Source organism: Lentzea xinjiangensis, from assembly GCF_900110955.1.
Taxonomy (GTDB): domain Bacteria; phylum Actinomycetota; class Actinomycetes; order Mycobacteriales; family Pseudonocardiaceae; genus Lentzea; species Lentzea xinjiangensis.
On the sequence record NZ_FOFR01000017.1, the window covers coordinates 174,371 to 190,812 of the forward strand.

Here is a 16,442-nt window from a genome sequence, read left to right on the forward strand (position 1 = left end):
TCGAGGAGCGGTCAGCCGATCAGGTCCACGCCGAAGTACACGGCGAACATCAGGGCGAGGCCGGTCATCAGCCAGCCGGGCCAGCGGCCCTTGCAGACGCGCAGCACGACGTAGGACACGAGGCCGGCGCCGATGCCGTTGGTGATCGAGTAGGTGAACGGGATGATCGCCACGGTCAGGAACACCGGGATGGTGAAGTCCGCGTCCTGCCACGGGATCCGGCGGATCTGCGTCATCATCAGGCCGCCGATCACCACCAGGGCCGGTGCCGCGGCCTGGGCGGGCACGACGGTGGCCAGCGGCGTGAAGAACAACGCCACCAGGAACAGGCCGCCGGTCACGAGCGAGGCCAGGCCGGTCCTGGCGCCTTCGCCGACGCCCGCGGCCGACTCCAGGAACACGGTGTTCGGCGCCGATCCCGTGACGCCACCGGCGATGGCGCCGGCGCCGTCGACCACCAGGATCCGGCCCATGCCCTCGACGCGGCCGTCACGGGTGAGGCCGGCCTCGTCCGCTACCGACGTGATGGTGCCCATGGCGTCGAAGAAACCGGACAGCACCAACGTGAACAGGAAGATCGTCGCGGCGAGCACGCCCGCCGAGGCGAACCCGCCGAGCAGGTCCACCCTGCCGAGCAGCCCGAAGTCGGGGGAGGCGACGACCGAGGACGGCAGCGAGGGCGTCACCAGGCCCCAGCCGCCGACCGCGAACACCGAGTTCACCACCACCGCCACGACCGTGGCCACCGCGATGCTGACCAGCACGGCACCAGGCACCCCGCGGGCCATCAGCACGATCATCAGCAGCAGGCCGAGGCAGAAGACCACGATCGGCCAGCCGCTCAGGTGGCCGTCGACGCCCATCCGCACCGGCACCGAGGAACCGGCCGCGTCCGGGGTGCGGGTCACGAAACCGGCGGAGACCAGCCCCACCAACGCGATGTAGAAGCCGATGCCCACGGTGATGGCGATCTTCAACGGCTCGGGGATCGCGGTGATGATCCGCTCGCGGAGACCGGAGGCGGCCATGACCACGATGCAGATGCCCTCCAGCACCACCAGGCCGAAGGCCTGCGCCCACGTCATGGCCGGCGCCATCTGGAAGGCCACCACGCCGTTGACGCCGAGGCCGGCGGCGACCGCCAGCGGCGCGTTGCCGACGAGTCCCATGAGGACGGTCATCACGCCGGCGGCCAGGGCGGTCGCCGTGGTGATCTCGGCGATCGTGAGCTTGGCGCCGGTGACGTCGGCGGACGCGCCGAGGATCAACGGGTTCAGCAGCACGATGTACGACATCGCGACGAACGTCGTGATACCACCGCGCACCTCGCGGGCGACGGTGCTGCCGCGGTCGGTGATGCGGAAGAACCGGTCCAACGGCGATGATTTCGGTCGGCTTCGCAACTGGGTCATGAGGGGACGGCCTTTCCCATGCCGGTGGGCGCGTTCCAACGCCGGAACGCGTTTGTGCGGTGCGAGCTCCGGCCAGCAGGTGGACTGGCTTGTGGCCGTCAGTAGTCGATGCGGGAGGGGAGCGACAGCCACGCGGTGAACGGGGCGTTGTCCTCGCCGGTGGAGATCCGGCGCACCGGCAGGTCCCATTCGTCGCGGGGCTTGCCGAAGAGCTCGTGGAACTCGCGGTCGTCGAACCCGGCCGCCGCCGCGTCGTGGCGGTCGGCGGCGTAGACGACCTCGTCGACCCGTGCCCACAGCGCCGCGGACAGGCACAGCGGGCACGGCTCGCACGAGGAGATCAGGGTGCAGCCGGTCAGCTTGAAGTCGCCGAGGGCCAGGCAGGCCGCGCGGATCGCGACGACCTCGGCGTGGGCGGTGGGGTCGAGCGTCTGCGTCACCTGGTTGACGCCGGTGGCGACGACCGCGCCGGCGCGGACGACCATCGCGCCGAACGGGCCACCTCCGGAGGCCACGTTGCGGGTGGCCAGGTCGATGGTGGCGAGCAGATGTGCGTTCACAGCGGGGAGCTCCAGAGGGGATCAGGTAACGGTGAGGTGTTCCGGGCGGACCGGGACGCGGGTGAGCGCCAGGCCGGTCGCCGCGCGGATCGCCGCCACGATCGCCGGGGTCGACGAGATGGTGGGCGGTTCGCCGACGCCGCGGATGCCGTACGGGGCGTGCGGGTCGGCGAGCTCGAGCACGTCGATGCTCATCGGCGGCATGTCGAGCACGGTGGGGATCAGGTAGTCGGTGAACGACGGGTTGCGCACCTTGCCGCCGGAGGTCTGGATCTCCTCCATCACCGCGAGGCCGAGGCCCTGGGCGGAGCCGCCCTGGATCTGGCCCACCACGGCCTGCGGGTTCAGCGCACGGCCCACGTCCTGCGCGCAGTCCAGGGCCACGACGCGGACCAGACCGAGCTCGACGTCCACGTCGACGACGGCGCGGTGCGCGGCGAAGCCGTACTGGACGTGCGCGTTGCCCTGCCCGGTCTCGGGGTCGATGGCCTCGGTCGCGCGGTGCCGCCACTCGGTCGTCTCGTCGATCACCTCGTCGCCGATGTCGGTGCGCCCCGCCAGGCGGTCGCGGACCAGGGCGCACGCGGCCTTCACCGCGCCGCCGGTCACGTAGGTCTGGCGCGAGGCCGACGTGGAGCCGCCGTTGCCGATCGTGGTGTCCATCGGCAGCACGGTCACGAGCTCGATGCCCAGCTCGGTCCGCACGATCTGCTGCATGATCGTCACCAGGCCCTGGCCGACCTCGCAGGCGGCGGTGTGCACGGCGGCGGCCAGCGAGCCGTTGACCATCGAGACCCGCACCCGCGCGGTCGAGTAGTCGTCGTAGCCCTCGGAGAAGCAGATGTTCTTGATGCCGACGGCGTAACCGACACCGCGGACCACGCCCTCGCCGTGCGTGGTGTTCGAGACACCACCGGGCAGCTCGCGCAGGTCCGACGACGTGCCGGCGGGCAAGGGCTTGTCCTGCACCAGCTTCAGCAGCTGCGCGACGGGCGCGGCGGAGTCGACCACCTGCCCGGTCGGCATCACCGAGCCCTCGGTCATCGCGTTGCGCACGCGGACGTCGACCGGTGACATGCCGAGCGCCTCGGCCAGCTTGTCCATTTGGGACTCGTAGGCGAAACCTGCTTGCACGGCACCGAATCCGCGCATCGCCCCGCACGGCGGGTTGTTCGTGTAAACGCCGTAGGCGTCAACGGTCACGTTGTCGACCTCGTACGGCCCCACGCCCAGAGTCGCCGCGTTGGCCACCACAGCGGGCGTCGAGGAGGCGTACGCGCCACCGTCGAGGTACATGCGAGCCCGGACGTAGACCAGCTTGCCGGTGCGGTCGGCGCCGTGCTCGTAGTACAGCACGGCGGGATGCCGGTGCACGTGGCCGTAGAACGACTCCTCGCGGTTGTAGACCATCTTCACCGGCTTGCCGGTGTGCAGGGCCAGCAGACAAGCGTGCACCTGCATCGACAGGTCCTCACGACCGCCGAACGCGCCACCGACGCCGGACAGCGTCAGCCGCACCTTCTCCTCCGGCAGGCCCAGCGCCGCGGCCACCTGCGAGCGGTCGACGTGCAGCCACTGCGTCGCGATGTACAGGTCGACCGAGCCGTCGTCGGCCGGCACCGCGAGCCCGGACTCCGGGCCGAGGAACGCCTGGTCCTGCATGCCGACCTCGTACCGCCCGGTGACGACGACCTCGGCCGCGACGTCCTGCGAGCCGCGCCGGATCGGCACGTGCCGCACCAGGTTCCCGCCGGGGTGCAGCGGGGTGTCGTCGGCGGCGGTCTCCATGTCCACGACGGGTTCCAGCACCTCGTAGCCCACGACGATCTTCTTCATCGCGCGCCGCGCGGTCTCGGGGTGGTCGGCACCGACCAGCGCGATCGGCTCGCCCTGGTAGCGCACGACGTCGACCGCGAGCACCGGCTGGTCCTTGTGCTCCAGCCCGTACAGGTTGCGTCCTGGCACGTCCGAGTGCGTCAGCACCGCGTACACGCCCGGCACCTGCAATGCCTCGGTGATGTCCACCGACGTGATGCGGGCGTACGGGTGCGGTGATCGCAGCGTCGCGCCCCAGATCATGTCCTCGTGCCACAGGTCGGACGCGTAGGCGAACTCGCCGCGCACCTTGAGGTTGCCGTCCGGGCGCTGCGGTGACGTCCCGATGCCACCCGAGACCGCGGAGGTGAGTTCGGCGGGAGTGAGGGTCATCGTGCTGCCTCCTGGAGCTTCCGGCCGGCCGCGGAGAGCTCGCGGGCCAGCTCGTCGGTCGACGCCGTCAGCAGGACGCCGTCCCGCACCACGACCTCACCGCCGACCACCAGCAGTTTCAACGGCGGGGGAGGGCCCAGCACGAGTGCCGCCACCGGGTCCGCGATGCCCGCGTGGTCCATCCCGGACAGGTCCCACACGGCGAGGTCAGCGACCTTGCCCGGCTCGATCGAGCCCAGCGCGTCGGCGCGGCCGAGCACCTGAGCGCCACCCATCGTGCCCATCCACAACGCCTTGCGGGCGTCCAGCGCGCCGGGGCCGCCGCGCTGACGGGCCTGGTACAACGCCGACCGCAGCTCGATCACCAGTCCACCGTCCTCGTTTGACGCCGCACCGTCGACGCCGAGGCCGACCGGAACCCCCGCGTCCAGCAGGTCGCGCACCGGCGCGATGCCGGTGCCCAGCCGCCCGTTGGACGTCGGGCAGTGCGCGGACCCGGTCGAGGTCGCCCCGAGCCGTTTCACCGCGTCGGAGTCGAGGTGCACGGTGTGCGCGAGCCACACGTCCGGGCCCAGCCAGCCGAGCTGCTCGGCGTACTCGGTCGGCGTGCACCCGTTCTCCGCCAGGCACTGCTCCTCCTCGTCCAGCGTCTCGGCGAGGTGCGTGTGCAGCCGGACGCCGTGCCGGCGGGCCAGCGCGGCGGCACCGGTCATCAGCTCCTTCGACACCGAGAACGGCGAACAGGGCCCCACGGCCACCCGGACCAGCGCGTCGTCGGCGGTGCAGTGGTGGGCGCCGATCGCCCGCTCGGTCGCGATCAGCGCGGCCTCGGTCTCCTCGACCAGGTTGTCCGGCGGCAGCCCGCCCCGCGACTCGCCCCTGTCCATCGACCCGCGGACGGCCTCCAGCCGGATCCCGATCCGCCGACCGGCCGACACCAGGGCGTCGAAGACGTCACCGCCTCCGGCCGGGAACACGTAGTGGTGGTCGGCGGCGAGCGTGCAGCCCGTCAACGCCAGCCTGGCGAGACCGGCGGACGCCGCCGCGTGGGTCACCGAGTCGTCGAGCCCGCGCCACACCGGGTACAGCGCGGTCAGCCACTCGAACAGCGTGGCGTCGGTCGCGAGCCCGCGTGTCGCCCACTGGTAGAGGTGGTGGTGCGTGTTGATCAGCCCGGGCGTGACCAGGCACGACGACGCGTCGACGTAGGTGTGCGCCTCGGCGGGCCTGGGCGCGGGACCCGCGCCGGCGGAGGAGATCCGCCCGCCGGCCACGACGACGTGACCGGACGCGTGCTCGGTCCCGGCCGAATCCACAGTGGACACCGCGCAGCGGTCGAGGACGATCATCGGCGCGCCGCCGCCAGCCGCACGGCGTCCAGGATCTTCTCGTAGCCCGTGCACCGGCACAGGTTGCCGGCCAAGGCCTCGCGGATCTCCGGGTCTGACGGGTCCGGCACGCGGCTGAGCAGGTCGTGCGCCTGCACGACGAGACCGGGCGTGCAGAAACCGCACTGCACCGCACCCGCCTCGACGAACGCCTCCTGCACGGGGTCGAGCCGGTCGCCCTCGGCGAGTCCTTCGACCGTGCGGACCTCGCGGTCCTGCACCTGCCCCGCCGCGACCAGGCACGCGCACACCGGCACGTCGTCCAGGTACACCGTGCACGAGCCGCACTCGCCCTGCTCGCAGGCGTTCTTCGAGCCGGGCAGCCCGAGGCGCTCGCGCAGCACGAACAGCAGCGACTCGCCCTCCCACACGTCGTCGGCCTGGCGCTGCTCGCCGTTGACCGTCACGTTCACGCGCATGACTGCTCACCGCCCCTGTTCTTCCGGCTGAGGAGTTCCTGCCAGGCCCAGCCCAGCGTCCTGCGGGCCATCACGGCCAAGGCGTGCTCGCGGTACGCCGCCGACCCGCGCACGTCGTCGATCGGCGACGCGGCGCGCGAGACCAGTTCCCCGAACTCGCGCTTCACCGAGTCCAGCAGCGGCTTCGGCGTCGCGAAGTCGAGCTCCGCGGCCAGGAACGCCTCGGCCTCGTGCGCCCGGCGCGGCGTGGGGGCGGCCGACCCGACGGCGGCGCCCACCCGGTTCTCGCCGGGGAACAACGAGATCGCGAACGAGCACACCGCGATCACCATGGCGTTGCGGGTGCCGACCTTGGCGAACTGCTGCGGCCCCGCGGCGGGCGCGAGGTGGACGGCCACGATGAGCTCGTCCGGCTCCAGCGCGTTCCGCTTGACGCCGAGGTAGAACTCGGTGGCCGGGATCATCCGCGGTCCGCGCGTGGAGGCCACCTCGATGACCGCGTCCGAGGCGAGCAGCACCGGGTGCGTGTCCCCGGCGGGGGAGGCCGCGCCGAGGTTGCCGCCGACCGTGCCCCGGTTGCGGATCTGCGGCGACCCGACCGTGCGCGCGGCCATGGCGAGACCCGGCAGCGCGGTGCCGAGCTCGTCGATGATCCGCGCGTACGGCACGGCGGCCCCGATCCGCAGGCCGTCCGACCACTGCCGCAGCTCGGGGACCCTGGTCAGGTCCAGCAGCGCGCCCGGCCTGCGGTGGTCGAAGTTCAGCTCCACCATGACGTCGGTGCCGCCCGCGATCGGCACGGCGTCGGGCCGGGAGGCCTTGAGCTCCAGCGCCTCCGCGAGCGTTTCCGGTCGAAGGAAGTCCATCGTCAGCTACCTCGGTAGGTGGAGTAGGCGAACGGCGACAGCAGCAACGGCACGTGGTAGTGCTGGGCCGGGTCGGCGTAGTCGAACGTGAGCACGACCTCGGGGAAGAACGGCGCGGCCTGGGAGGTGTCGAACACCAGCCGGTAGACGCCGGCCGCCAGGCCGTCACCCCACCCGGCGATCCGGCCGTCGGCGTCCGTCTCCGCGGTGGCCACCTCGGTCCCGTCGCGCCGCTGCAGCGACACGGCGATGCCGGCGAACGGCCTGCCGCGTGCCGCGTCCAGCACATGCGTGGAGATCGTCACTCGCCCTCCCATCTCGTTGTGATCCAGTACACAGACCCGGAGGCACACACCTCTACGGCCACGACACATGAATCGTCAGGCTCTCGCAGCCGGTAATTTGTGCTTTCCTACGAACGTCACCCGTTCTGGCAACGAATGGACGAAAGTGACCTCTCATGTTGCTGCTGCGGACGTTGCTGCGGATGCCGGAACTGCGCCTGAGCCTGCACACCGGTGAGGACCAGCTCGACCGCGCGGTCACCCGCGTGTACGGCACGGAGCTGCCCGATCCCAGCAGGTACCTCTCCGGCGGGGAGCTCGTGCTGTCCGGCCTGCTGTGGCACCACGGCCCGCAGGACTCCGAGACGTTCGTCCGCTCCCTCGCCGCGGCGCGCGTCGCCGGCCTGGCCGCCTCCGAGACCGAAGACCGCGCGCTGCCGGCCGACCTCGTCGACGCCTGCGAGCGCCACCACGTGCCGTTGCTGGAGGTGCCGGTCGACCTGTCGTTCGCGACCATCACCGAACGCGTGTCGGTGGAGCTGGTGGGCCTGTCGCGCCACCGACGGCTGTTGAGCGTCGTCGCGGAGGGTGCCGGCCTGCCCGCGCTGCTGCGGGCCGGAGCCCACGAGCTGGGCGCGCCGTGCTGGGTGCTCTCCACGACCGGCCGGGTCGTCGCGGGCGGCGAGCTTCCCGGCCGGGACGCGCTCGTCAGGGAGTTCCTGCAGGCCGACCGGCTGCCGAAGGCGGTGGGGGGCCTCACGCTCGTGCCCGTCTCCGACCGCGGCGGCTCCCGGCTGACGAGCTGGATCCTCGTCGTGGGCGGCGAAGCACCGCAGGAGGCCGCCACCGAGCTCGCGTCGCTGGCCGCGCTGGAACGCCTCCGCGAGGCCCAGGGCCGCCAGATCGAGAACCGCACGGCCGCACCCCTGGTCGCGGCCGTGCTGAGCGGCTCGGCCGACGTCGAGTCGCGGCTGGCGGCGGCGGGGCTGGAACGCGCGCGGCTGCGGGTGATCAGCGCGACGACGTCCGACCAGCGCACCGACCTCGCGGCGGCCGTGCTGGAGGAGGCGGTGCCCCAGGCGCTGGTGACGCCGGTCGGCGACACGGTGTACGCCGTCGCGAAGGCCGACGACTCGGTGCCCGACGACGTCCGCGAGGCGCTGCGGGTGATGGAACCGGGCCTCGGCTCGTCCCGGGTGCTCGTCGGCATCAGCTCACCGGTGGGATCGCGTGGGCTGCGTGGCGCCGCGGAGGAGGCTATGCATGCACGCCGTCTTGGCGAACGGCGTAGCGGCCGCACGTGTGTGGTGGCGGGCGAGGAGATCGCGCTGCACCAACTGCTGCTCGCGGGCGTGCCGGAGGAACTGCGGACGTCGTTGCGGCGCCGGCTCCTCGGGCCGGTGCTGGACTACGACGCCGAGCACGGGTCCGACCTCACGGGGACGTTGAAGGTGTTCCTGGACTGCTCCGGCTCGTGGACGGCCGCCGCCGCGAAGCTGCACGTGCACGTGAACACGTTGCGGTACCGGGTCGGGCGGGTCGAGGAGCTGCTCGGCGTGGACCTCGCGGAGTTCGAGGTGCGCGTGGACCTCTTCCTGGCCCTGCAGTCCGGGTAACCTCGGGGTGTGCCCTTCGACCTGGTGAAGGCGCTGCGCCGGCTGTGTCCCCGGAGCCTTCCGGGTCGCCCGCAGGTGTCCGGACATCGGCCGATCGAACGGATCGCGGCCGACCTCCGCCGTGTGCGGCGGTCGCTGGCCTGCTTCGAGCCGGGGACGTCGGCGGCCAAGAAGATCGGTGCCCGGCAGGCCTACGACGCGTTGCTCGTGCAGGCCTGCGCGGCGCTGGACGTCGAGCACCGGCTGCACGTCCTGCCCCAGGGCGTCGACCGCGAGGTGGAGCGGTTGCGGGTCGAGGAGTGCCTCCGGCGGCAGGGGTTGTCAGTCTGACGGCTGATGCGGGTCCGGCCTTGAGGCTGATGCCCGGGCATGCCCGCGTTTCCTACCGTTCCCGCCATGAAGACCGTTGCGGTGGTGGTGGGCCTGGTGCTGGCCGGGAGCGCCGGCTGCGCGGCGACGCCCAGCATTCGCGTGGTGGTCGAGGGAACGGGCACGACCGACCAGCTCACCTACACGTTCCCCGGTGAGCGGGAACGGACCTTGCGCAATCCCGACCTGCCGTTCGAACGCACGGGCGCGCGCGGGGGCCGGATCGCCATCAGGGTCGAAGGTGTGCACGGCGAACTCACGTGCAAGATCATCATCAACGGCCGCCAGGTGAAGACCGCCACGTCCACCACCGGGGCCGCGCTCACGTGCGATCACTCTATGGCCGTCTGATGCAAGACGGGGAAAGCCCGTAACTTCGACGTGTCGGGGAGGAGCGGGTGATGGGTGACGCACTTGCGGTGGCCACCACGGGGGCCGTCCGGATCAGGAACGACGTGCCGCCGCGGTTCCGGCCGCCCGCGCCGCCGCGGCACTTCGTGGGCCGCGACGCCGAGCTCGCGCGGATCAGGCCCGGCGTGACGCTGGTGCACGGGCCCGCAGGGGCGGGGAAGACCGCGCTGGCGCTCAAGTGGTTGCGGGAACGGGGATCCGGCAACCAGCTCTGCGTCGACCTGGCGACGGGTGACCTGGGCGCGCTGCTGCGGGCGTTCGGCCTCGAGCCCGACCCGCAGGACGAGAGCGCGGTGTTCCGCAGCCTCGTCACGCGGCGGCAGTTCACCCTGTTGCTGGACGGCGCGGACTCGGCCGAGCAGGTGACGCCCCTGCTGCCTGCGTCCGGGACGGTGCTCGTGACCAGCAGGAAGAAGCTCGGCATCGGCCAGGCGCAGGAGATCGAGGTCGAGCCGCCCGCCGACGACGAGCGGCTGCGGCACCTGCTCGACCTGTCCTATGTGGAGCTTCCGGAGCGGCAGGCGCGGCTCTACCGGTTGTGCGCCTGGCAGCCGGGCGCGTTCGGCGTGCCGGTGGCGGCGGCGATCGCCGGGGAGCCCGAGTGCGACGTCGAGGACGCGCTGGACGACCTGGTGGAGAAGTCGTTGCTGACCGAGGTCGGAGATTACGCGTTCAGGTTCCATGATCTCGTGCGCGCTCATGCGCGCACGAAGCGCTAATAATCCGGAAAAGCGCTACGGCCGTTTAACGGCATAGTTCTCCGTTCAACGGAGATCGTTGGCACTAAAGAGTTGTCCACACCGGTGGCCTCATTCGGGAATCCGAATCGGTCATATCCTTCGCGTCATGCCGAAGGATTTCCGGGCCACCGCGCTCGAACGCGCCATCGGGCGGCAGCTGGCCGGGTGGCGCGACGAGCGCGAGCTCAGCCTCGCCGAGGCCGGCCAGCGCGTGGGCTTCAGCAGCGCCAAGCTGTCCATGATGGAGAACGCGGTGCAGCCTTCCGCGCCGTTGGACATCATGGCGCTCGGGTACGTGTACAAGGTGCCGACTCCGGAATGGCAAGCCGTGGTGTCGAGGGCGCAGTACGCGGAACAAGTCCGCACGCGCGCACTCGGCGCCACGCCGAACTTCGATCCGGCCGCCGACTTCGCGAATCTCGTGTACGAGGCGACGGTGCTGCGCGTGTTCACGACGGATCTCGTGCCGGCCGTCTTCCAGCTCGCCGAGTACACCGACGCGGCGATGCAGACCGACGACCCGGTGCGCACCGCGCGGCTCGCGATGGTGCGGGAGGCCTGGTCGAGCAGGCTCAAGGACAGGGACCCGCTCGTGGTCCACGCGGTCTTCCCCGAGGCCGTGCTGCGGCAGGTGGTCGGCGGACCGCGGGTGATGAAGGCGCAGCTGCTGCACCTGATGGAGGTGAGCGAGCACCCGGTGGTGCGCGTCCAGGTCGTGCCGCACGGCGCCGGGGCCTACCCGGCGATGGGCTCACCGTTCACGTTGCTGGGGTTCCCGCGCCGCCAGCACAACGACGTGGCGTATCTGGAAACGTTCATCAAAGGCGAGTACGTCGAGGATCCCGGCCTCACCGAGCAGTGCGCGCAGCGGTTCGCGAGCCTGCAGGAGGTGGCCCTCGGCGCGGGGGAGTCGCTGGAGCTCATCGCCGAGGCCGCCGCTGAGCTGTAGAGATGTCGGCTTGCTGAGAAAACCGGGGTTCGGCCGCCGGCTGGACGAGGATCGAGGAGCACCCAACCCCGACAAGGAGGCGGCATGTACCGCAGATCCGGTGTCCTGCTCGCGGCAGTCCTGGGCCTCACGCTCACCGCCGCGGCGCCGGCCACCGCAGACGCGTCCCACCACTTCCCCACCGAGTTCTCCCTGCCCGACGGGTGGCAGCCGGAAGGCATCGCGATCAGCGGCACCAAGGCCTACTTCGGGTCGCGGGCCGACGGGTCGATCTACGCGGCGGACCTGCGCACCGGCCGGGGCCGGGTGCTCGCCGCCGGACCGGGCACGCCGTCGCTCGGCATGAAGGTCGACGCGCGCGGGCGGCTCTGGGTCGCGGGCGGCGTGGGCGGTGACGCCCGCGTCTACGACACCCGCTCCGGAGCGTTGCTGGCGAGGTTCCAGTTCGCGACCGCGGACACGTTCGTCAACGACGTCGTGCTGACCGCCAGGTCGGCGTGGTTCACCGATTCGCGCAAGGCGGTGCTGTACGAGGTGCCGCTGAGCCTGCGGCCGCACCGGACGCTCGACCTGACCGGCGACCTGGTCGTCACCCCCGGCGCGACGAACCTCAACGGCATCGTCACGGGTCTCGACGGCGGTCTGATCGTCGTGCAGAGCAACACCGGTCTGTTGTTCCAGGTCGACCCGCGCACCGGCAAAACGATCAGCATCGATTTGCAGGGCCGAACGCTCACCAATGGAGACGGTCTGTTGCGCGAGGGACGTCAGTTGTTCGTGGTGCAAAACAGGCTGAACAAAGTCGCGCGCTACACGCTGAGCGGTGATGGCGCGACTCTTGCCGCGGAACGCACGGACGCGCGGTTCGACGTTCCCACGACGGTTGCCGCGTTCGGCAAGCGCCTGTACCTGCCGAATGCCCGCTTCAGCACGCCGCCGACGCCGGAGACGACTTACAACGTCGTCGCCGTGGAACGCCCGTAGAAGGAGTGGCGAACTAGCCCGTACGGGGGTTCTTGCCTCGTGAGAACCCCCGAACCGGGTGTTGCTCCACTCACTCGACTGGGTAGCCTGCGACCCGCGTCCTGCGTGTGATCGCTGTCATTCGGTAACGACGATCTCCGCTTGTTACCGTATTGCAGCCGAAGGGGTGACTCGGGTTACCCGCAGCGCTGGCCGTGGGACAGGAGACCGTGAGAGCGCTGTGAACGACAGGAGCGGTTACGCGCCGACCAACTACCGGACCATTCGGTCGCGGTTGGCCGGTGTTGTGGTCGTGCCCAGCGTGGTGCTCCTGGTCATGTGGGCCGTTTTCTCCTCGTACATCCTTTTCGACGGTTTTTACATGCGTTCGATCGCGGTGAGCGTCAAGGACGCGATGATCCCGTCGGTCGAGGCGTTCGTCGGGCTGCAGAAGGAACGCCAGTTGAGCCTCGTGCTGCTGAGCGAGGCGGGCCGCGGGGACGCCGCCGAGCTGAACCGGCAGCAGGACGCCACCGACGGGTCGGTCCGCGAGATGGAGGACGCCCTCACCGTCCTCGCGGACGGCTCGCCCCAGGACGTCGTGGACCGGATCAACGCGATCGGCTCCGCGCTGGAGGAACTGCCGCGCCAGCGCTCGCAGGTCGAGGCCGGGACCGCGAACCCGCAGGCCGTCTACGACTACTACAACGGCCTCCTCGACGCGGGCGTGGCGTTGTTCGCCCGCCAGGCCCGGCTGGTGCCCGACGCGGAGGCGGGGCAGGGCAGCGTCGGCGCCGTGGCGATCTTCCAGGCCGCCGACCGGTTGTCCCGCGCCGCCACGATCGGCTCCCGCGGGCTGCTCAACGGCACGTTCACCCCGGCGGAGCGCGTCGAGTTCGCCCGCCTCGTCGGCGCCTACCACTCGGACGTCGACTCGACGATCCCGTTCGCGCTGGAGCAGCCGCGCGCGCGGTACGACGCGCTGCGGGCCAGCGCCGAGTACCGGACGCTGCTCGACCTCGAGAGCCGGATCGTCAACGCCGACCCGGCGGTCACCGACGGGCAGTGGCGCGCGGCGGTGGGCCCGGTGCACGAGAACCTCGTCGGGATCGCGGTCGGGCAGGCCGAGAACGCCGCCGCCCTGGGCCTGGAGAAGGCCGACAGCCGGATCACCGCGGTGCTGATCGGCAGCCTCGTCGCGCTGCTCGCGGTCGTCGTCGGCATCGTGCTGGCGCTGCGCATCTCGAACCGGCTGGTCAGCCGGGCGCTGGTCACGCGGCTCACGTCGTTGCGGGAGGACACGCTGCGCCTCGCGCAGGAACGGCTGCCGCACATCGTGGCGCGGCTGCGCGGCGGCGAGCAGGTGGACATCCACCGCGACATGCCGCCGCTGGACTACGGCAACGACGAGATCGGCCAGGTCGCGGACGCGTTCAACACTGCCCAGTACACCGCGGTCGCGGCCGCGGTGAAGGAGACGCAGGCCCGCGAGGGCGTGAACCGGGTCTTCCTCGACATCGCGCACCGCAACCAGGGGCTCGTGCACCGCCAGCTCAAGATCCTCGACAAGCTGGAGCGCGAGGAGGAGAACCCCGAGCAGCTCGACTCGCTGTTCCAGCTCGACCACCTGGCCACGAGGGCCCGCCGCAACGCGGAGAACCTGATCATCCTCGCCGGCGAGCAGCCGGGCAGGCAGTGGCGCAAGCCGGTGCGGCTGAGCGACGTCCTGCGCGCCGCGGTCGCCGAGACCGAGCAGTACGTGCGGGTCAGGGTCAACCCGGTCCCCGACCGCGCCTTGGTGGGCGTCGCGGTCGCCGACACCATCCACCTGCTCGCGGAGCTCGTCGACAACGCGACGGCGTTCTCGTCACCGCGGTCGGAGGTGGTCGTGCACTCCAACGCCGTGCCGCACGGCATCGTGATCGAGATCGAGGACCACGGCCTCGGCATGACCCAGGAGGAACGCCTCCAGGCCAACGCGAAGCTCTCCAACCCGCCGGACTTCGAGACGATGGCGTTCCGGGGGGAGTCCCGGCTGGGGCTCTTCGTCGTCGCCCGGCTCGCCGCGCGGCGGGGCATCAAGGTGGAGCTGCGCGACTCGCCCTACGGTGGCACTGTCGCGTTGTGCGTCCTGCCGCCGACCATCGTCGCCCCGCACACCGCCGCGGGCGACATCACCGAGACCACGCAGATGCCGGTGCGGTCGTTCCACGACCAGCGCCACGGCCACGTGGAGGAGCACCCGAGCTTCCCGGTGGCCGTACCGCGCGAGGTGCGCGCGGCGTTGACCGCCGGGGTGAACCCGCCGGCGCCCGCGGCCGTTCCAGCACCAGAGGCATCGGTGGACGAACCAACCCCCGCGGCACCTCCCCCGGACGGGAAGGCGCCTCTTCCCCGCAGGAAGAAGCGGCAGAACCTCGCGCCGCAGCTCGCGCGACCGGAGGAACCGGCCCACACCGAGCCGGTGAGCCGCGACAGGTCGGCCGAGCGGACCCGTGACGGGCTCGCCGCGTTCCAGCGCGGCACCCGTGACGCCCGGCTGACCGACGACTGGAGAGCAGAAGGAGCCCCCTCGTCATGAAGGACAACACCAGCCAGCACGGTGAACTGAACTGGTTGCTGGAGGACCTCATCCAGCGCGTGGTCGGCGCCCGTCACGCGGTCGTGCTGTCGGCGGACGGACTCCTGCTCGGCCGTTCGGCCGGGCTGTCCCGCGACGACTCCGAGCACCTGTCCGCGATGGCGTCGGCGTTCCAGTCGCTCGCCCGCGGCACCGGCCGGCACTTCGGCGGCGGAGCGGTGCGGCAGACCATCGTCGAGATGGAGCACGCCTACCTGTTCGTGACGGCGGCCGGTCACGGCGCCTGCCTCGCGCTGCTGGGCGAGGAGGACGCGGACATGGGTATGATCGCCTACGAGATGAACATGCTGGTCAAGCGAGTGGGCACGTACCTCTCCTCGGCTCCGCGCGCAGAAACGGCGACGGTGCCCTCGGCACGAGAGTCGCGCTGATGACCTCGCGCGAGGACTGGTGGTACGACGAGGCCGCGGGGCCGCTGGTGCGGCCCTACGCGATGGTGCGCGGCCGCACCCGGCCGAACGCGCCCGACCTGCACCTCGTCACGCAGGTCCGCGCTTCCTCGTTTGCGTCCGACCAGACGTCGCTGACGGTCGAACATCGCGAGATCATGTCCCTGTGCGCACGCCCGCTCTCGGTCGCCGAGGTCGCCGCTTACCTCGACGTCCCGCTCGTCGTGGTGAAGGTCCTGCTGTCGGACCTCATCGAGCGCGGCGACGTGCTCGTGCAGACCTCCACTCCCCAGATTCCCGACAGGGATCTCCTGCAGGCCGTACTGGATGGTGTTCGTGGGATCTGACGACCAGCTGACCGTGCCGACCGCGGTCAAGATCGTCATCGCGGGCGGGTTCGGCACCGGCAAGACCACCATGGTCGCGTCGGTGTCCGAGATCGCGCCGCTGAGGACCGAAGAGCTGCTCACCGAGGCCGGTGTGCACGTCGACGACCTCGTCGGCATCGAGGGCAAGGACACCACGACGGTCGCCTTGGACTTCGGGCGCATCACCATCAACACCAAGGTGGTGCTGTACCTGTTCGGCACGCCGGGGCAGAACCGCTTCTGGTTCATGTGGGACGAGCTCGCCACCGGTGCGATCGGCGCCGTGGTCCTGGTGGACACGCGGCGGCTCGACTCCTCGTTCCCCTCGATCGACTTCTTCGAGCACAGGGGCATCCCGTTCATCGTCGCCGTGAACTGCTTCGACGGGTCGCAGCTCTACACGGTGGACGAGGTCCGGCACGCGCTGGACCTCGACGAGGCGATCCCCGTGCTGCTGTGCGACGCGCGGGACCGGGAGTCGTCGAAGGCCGTGCTCGTGGGCCTGATCCAGCACTCGATGAACCGGCTGGCCGCGGTCTAGGTGTAGTGACTAATCAGGTTGTTGACGGCGTGTCGGGTTGAACATGGGAGGACCTCCGGGCGGAGTGGATGTGTCTGACGCATCCCATCGGCACACGGAGGTCCTCGCGTGCACAGTAACGCCCGCACCACGATCCATGCCCGCAGACTGATCGTGACCCGCCGCGCGGCCGGGTGGTCACCGGCGTGCATCGCCGAGCAGCTCGGTATCTCCCGTGCCACCGTGCACAAGTGGCTGGCCCGGCACCGCTGTGAAGGCGACGCGGGTCTGGCCGATCGCAGCTCACGTCCGCACCGCAGCCCCGCCCGCACACCGGTC

General features: G+C 71.0%; 18 protein-coding genes. 11 read left to right on the forward strand and 7 right to left on the reverse strand.

What is annotated here, in order from left to right:
• Positions 1–11: 11 nt before the first annotated feature.
• From BMW88_RS30270 to uraH, 7 genes are all read right to left on the reverse strand, one after another.
• A complete protein-coding gene (locus BMW88_RS30270; RefSeq protein ID WP_089957106.1) occupies positions 12–1,412 on the reverse strand; it encodes an NCS2 family permease in 1,401 nt (466 codons plus the stop codon).
• A gap of 98 nt (positions 1,413–1,510) precedes the next feature.
• Positions 1,511–1,972, reverse strand: coding sequence for a nucleoside deaminase (locus BMW88_RS30275; RefSeq protein WP_245778166.1), 462 nt, complete (start codon positions 1,970–1,972; stop codon positions 1,511–1,513).
• Positions 1,973–1,993: 21 nt separating this feature from the next.
• Entirely contained in the window at positions 1,994–4,180 is a 2,187-nt protein-coding gene (locus BMW88_RS30280; RefSeq protein ID WP_089957108.1) for a molybdopterin cofactor-binding domain-containing protein, read from the reverse strand.
• A complete protein-coding gene (locus tag BMW88_RS30285) occupies positions 4,177–5,529 on the reverse strand; it encodes an 8-oxoguanine deaminase (protein ID WP_089957109.1) in 1,353 nt (450 codons plus the stop codon). Before BMW88_RS30285 ends, BMW88_RS30280 begins: the two co-directional genes overlap by 4 nt.
• Positions 5,526–5,987: a (2Fe-2S)-binding protein gene (locus tag BMW88_RS30290; RefSeq protein ID WP_089957112.1), complete on the reverse strand. Its 462-nt coding sequence runs from the start codon at positions 5,985–5,987 to the stop codon at positions 5,526–5,528. Before BMW88_RS30290 ends, BMW88_RS30285 begins: the two co-directional genes overlap by 4 nt.
• Positions 5,978–6,853 carry an FAD binding domain-containing protein gene (locus BMW88_RS30295; protein ID WP_089957115.1) on the reverse strand — a complete coding sequence of 292 codons (876 nt, stop codon included), beginning with the start codon at positions 6,851–6,853 and terminating at the stop codon, positions 5,978–5,980. Before BMW88_RS30295 ends, BMW88_RS30290 begins: the two co-directional genes overlap by 10 nt.
• A 2-nt stretch (positions 6,854–6,855) precedes the next feature.
• Positions 6,856–7,158: a hydroxyisourate hydrolase gene (uraH, locus tag BMW88_RS30300; protein ID WP_177221467.1), complete on the reverse strand. Its 303-nt coding sequence runs from the start codon at positions 7,156–7,158 to the stop codon at positions 6,856–6,858.
• Positions 7,159–7,313: 155 nt separating this feature from the next.
• Between uraH and BMW88_RS30305 the strand changes: the two genes are divergently transcribed.
• The 11 genes from BMW88_RS30305 to BMW88_RS30355 all read left to right on the forward strand — a co-directional run.
• Positions 7,314–8,753, forward strand: a complete 1,440-nt coding sequence (locus BMW88_RS30305; RefSeq protein WP_089957120.1) for a PucR family transcriptional regulator — start codon at positions 7,314–7,316, stop codon at positions 8,751–8,753.
• 9 nt (positions 8,754–8,762) lie between these two features.
• Positions 8,763–9,083: a hypothetical protein gene (locus BMW88_RS30310; RefSeq protein WP_177221468.1), complete on the forward strand. Its 321-nt coding sequence runs from the start codon at positions 8,763–8,765 to the stop codon at positions 9,081–9,083.
• 66 nt (positions 9,084–9,149) lie between these two features.
• The gene (locus BMW88_RS30315) at positions 9,150–9,473 is read left to right on the forward strand and encodes a hypothetical protein (RefSeq protein WP_143116323.1); all 324 of its coding nucleotides are present in this window, start codon (positions 9,150–9,152) and stop codon (positions 9,471–9,473) included.
• A gap of 50 nt (positions 9,474–9,523) precedes the next feature.
• Complete coding sequence (locus BMW88_RS30320; RefSeq protein WP_089957126.1) at positions 9,524–10,252, forward strand: ATP-binding protein; 729 nt, start codon at positions 9,524–9,526, stop codon at positions 10,250–10,252.
• 127 nt (positions 10,253–10,379) lie between these two features.
• The gene (locus BMW88_RS30325) at positions 10,380–11,222 is read left to right on the forward strand and encodes a helix-turn-helix domain-containing protein (RefSeq protein ID WP_089957129.1); all 843 of its coding nucleotides are present in this window, start codon (positions 10,380–10,382) and stop codon (positions 11,220–11,222) included.
• 84 nt (positions 11,223–11,306) lie between these two features.
• Entirely contained in the window at positions 11,307–12,206 is a 900-nt protein-coding gene (locus tag BMW88_RS30330; RefSeq protein WP_089957132.1) for an NHL repeat-containing protein, read from the forward strand.
• Between the two features lie 361 nt (positions 12,207–12,567).
• Entirely contained in the window at positions 12,568–14,766 is a 2,199-nt protein-coding gene (locus BMW88_RS30335; RefSeq protein WP_245778167.1) for a sensor histidine kinase, read from the forward strand.
• Positions 14,763–15,197: a roadblock/LC7 domain-containing protein gene (locus BMW88_RS30340; RefSeq protein WP_089957136.1), complete on the forward strand. Its 435-nt coding sequence runs from the start codon at positions 14,763–14,765 to the stop codon at positions 15,195–15,197. Before BMW88_RS30335 ends, BMW88_RS30340 begins: the two co-directional genes overlap by 4 nt.
• On the forward strand, positions 15,197–15,562 hold the full coding sequence (locus BMW88_RS30345) for a DUF742 domain-containing protein (RefSeq protein WP_089957138.1): 366 nt from the start codon (positions 15,197–15,199) through the stop codon (positions 15,560–15,562). The genes BMW88_RS30340 and BMW88_RS30345 overlap by 1 nt, the downstream gene beginning before the upstream one ends.
• On the forward strand, positions 15,543–16,124 hold the full coding sequence (locus BMW88_RS30350; RefSeq protein ID WP_089957141.1) for a GTP-binding protein: 582 nt from the start codon (positions 15,543–15,545) through the stop codon (positions 16,122–16,124). Before BMW88_RS30345 ends, BMW88_RS30350 begins: the two co-directional genes overlap by 20 nt.
• Positions 16,125–16,232: 108 nt before the next feature.
• Positions 16,233–16,442, forward strand: a 210-nt coding sequence (locus BMW88_RS30355; RefSeq protein ID WP_143116216.1) for a leucine zipper domain-containing protein, incomplete at its 3' end; no start/stop codon positions are given.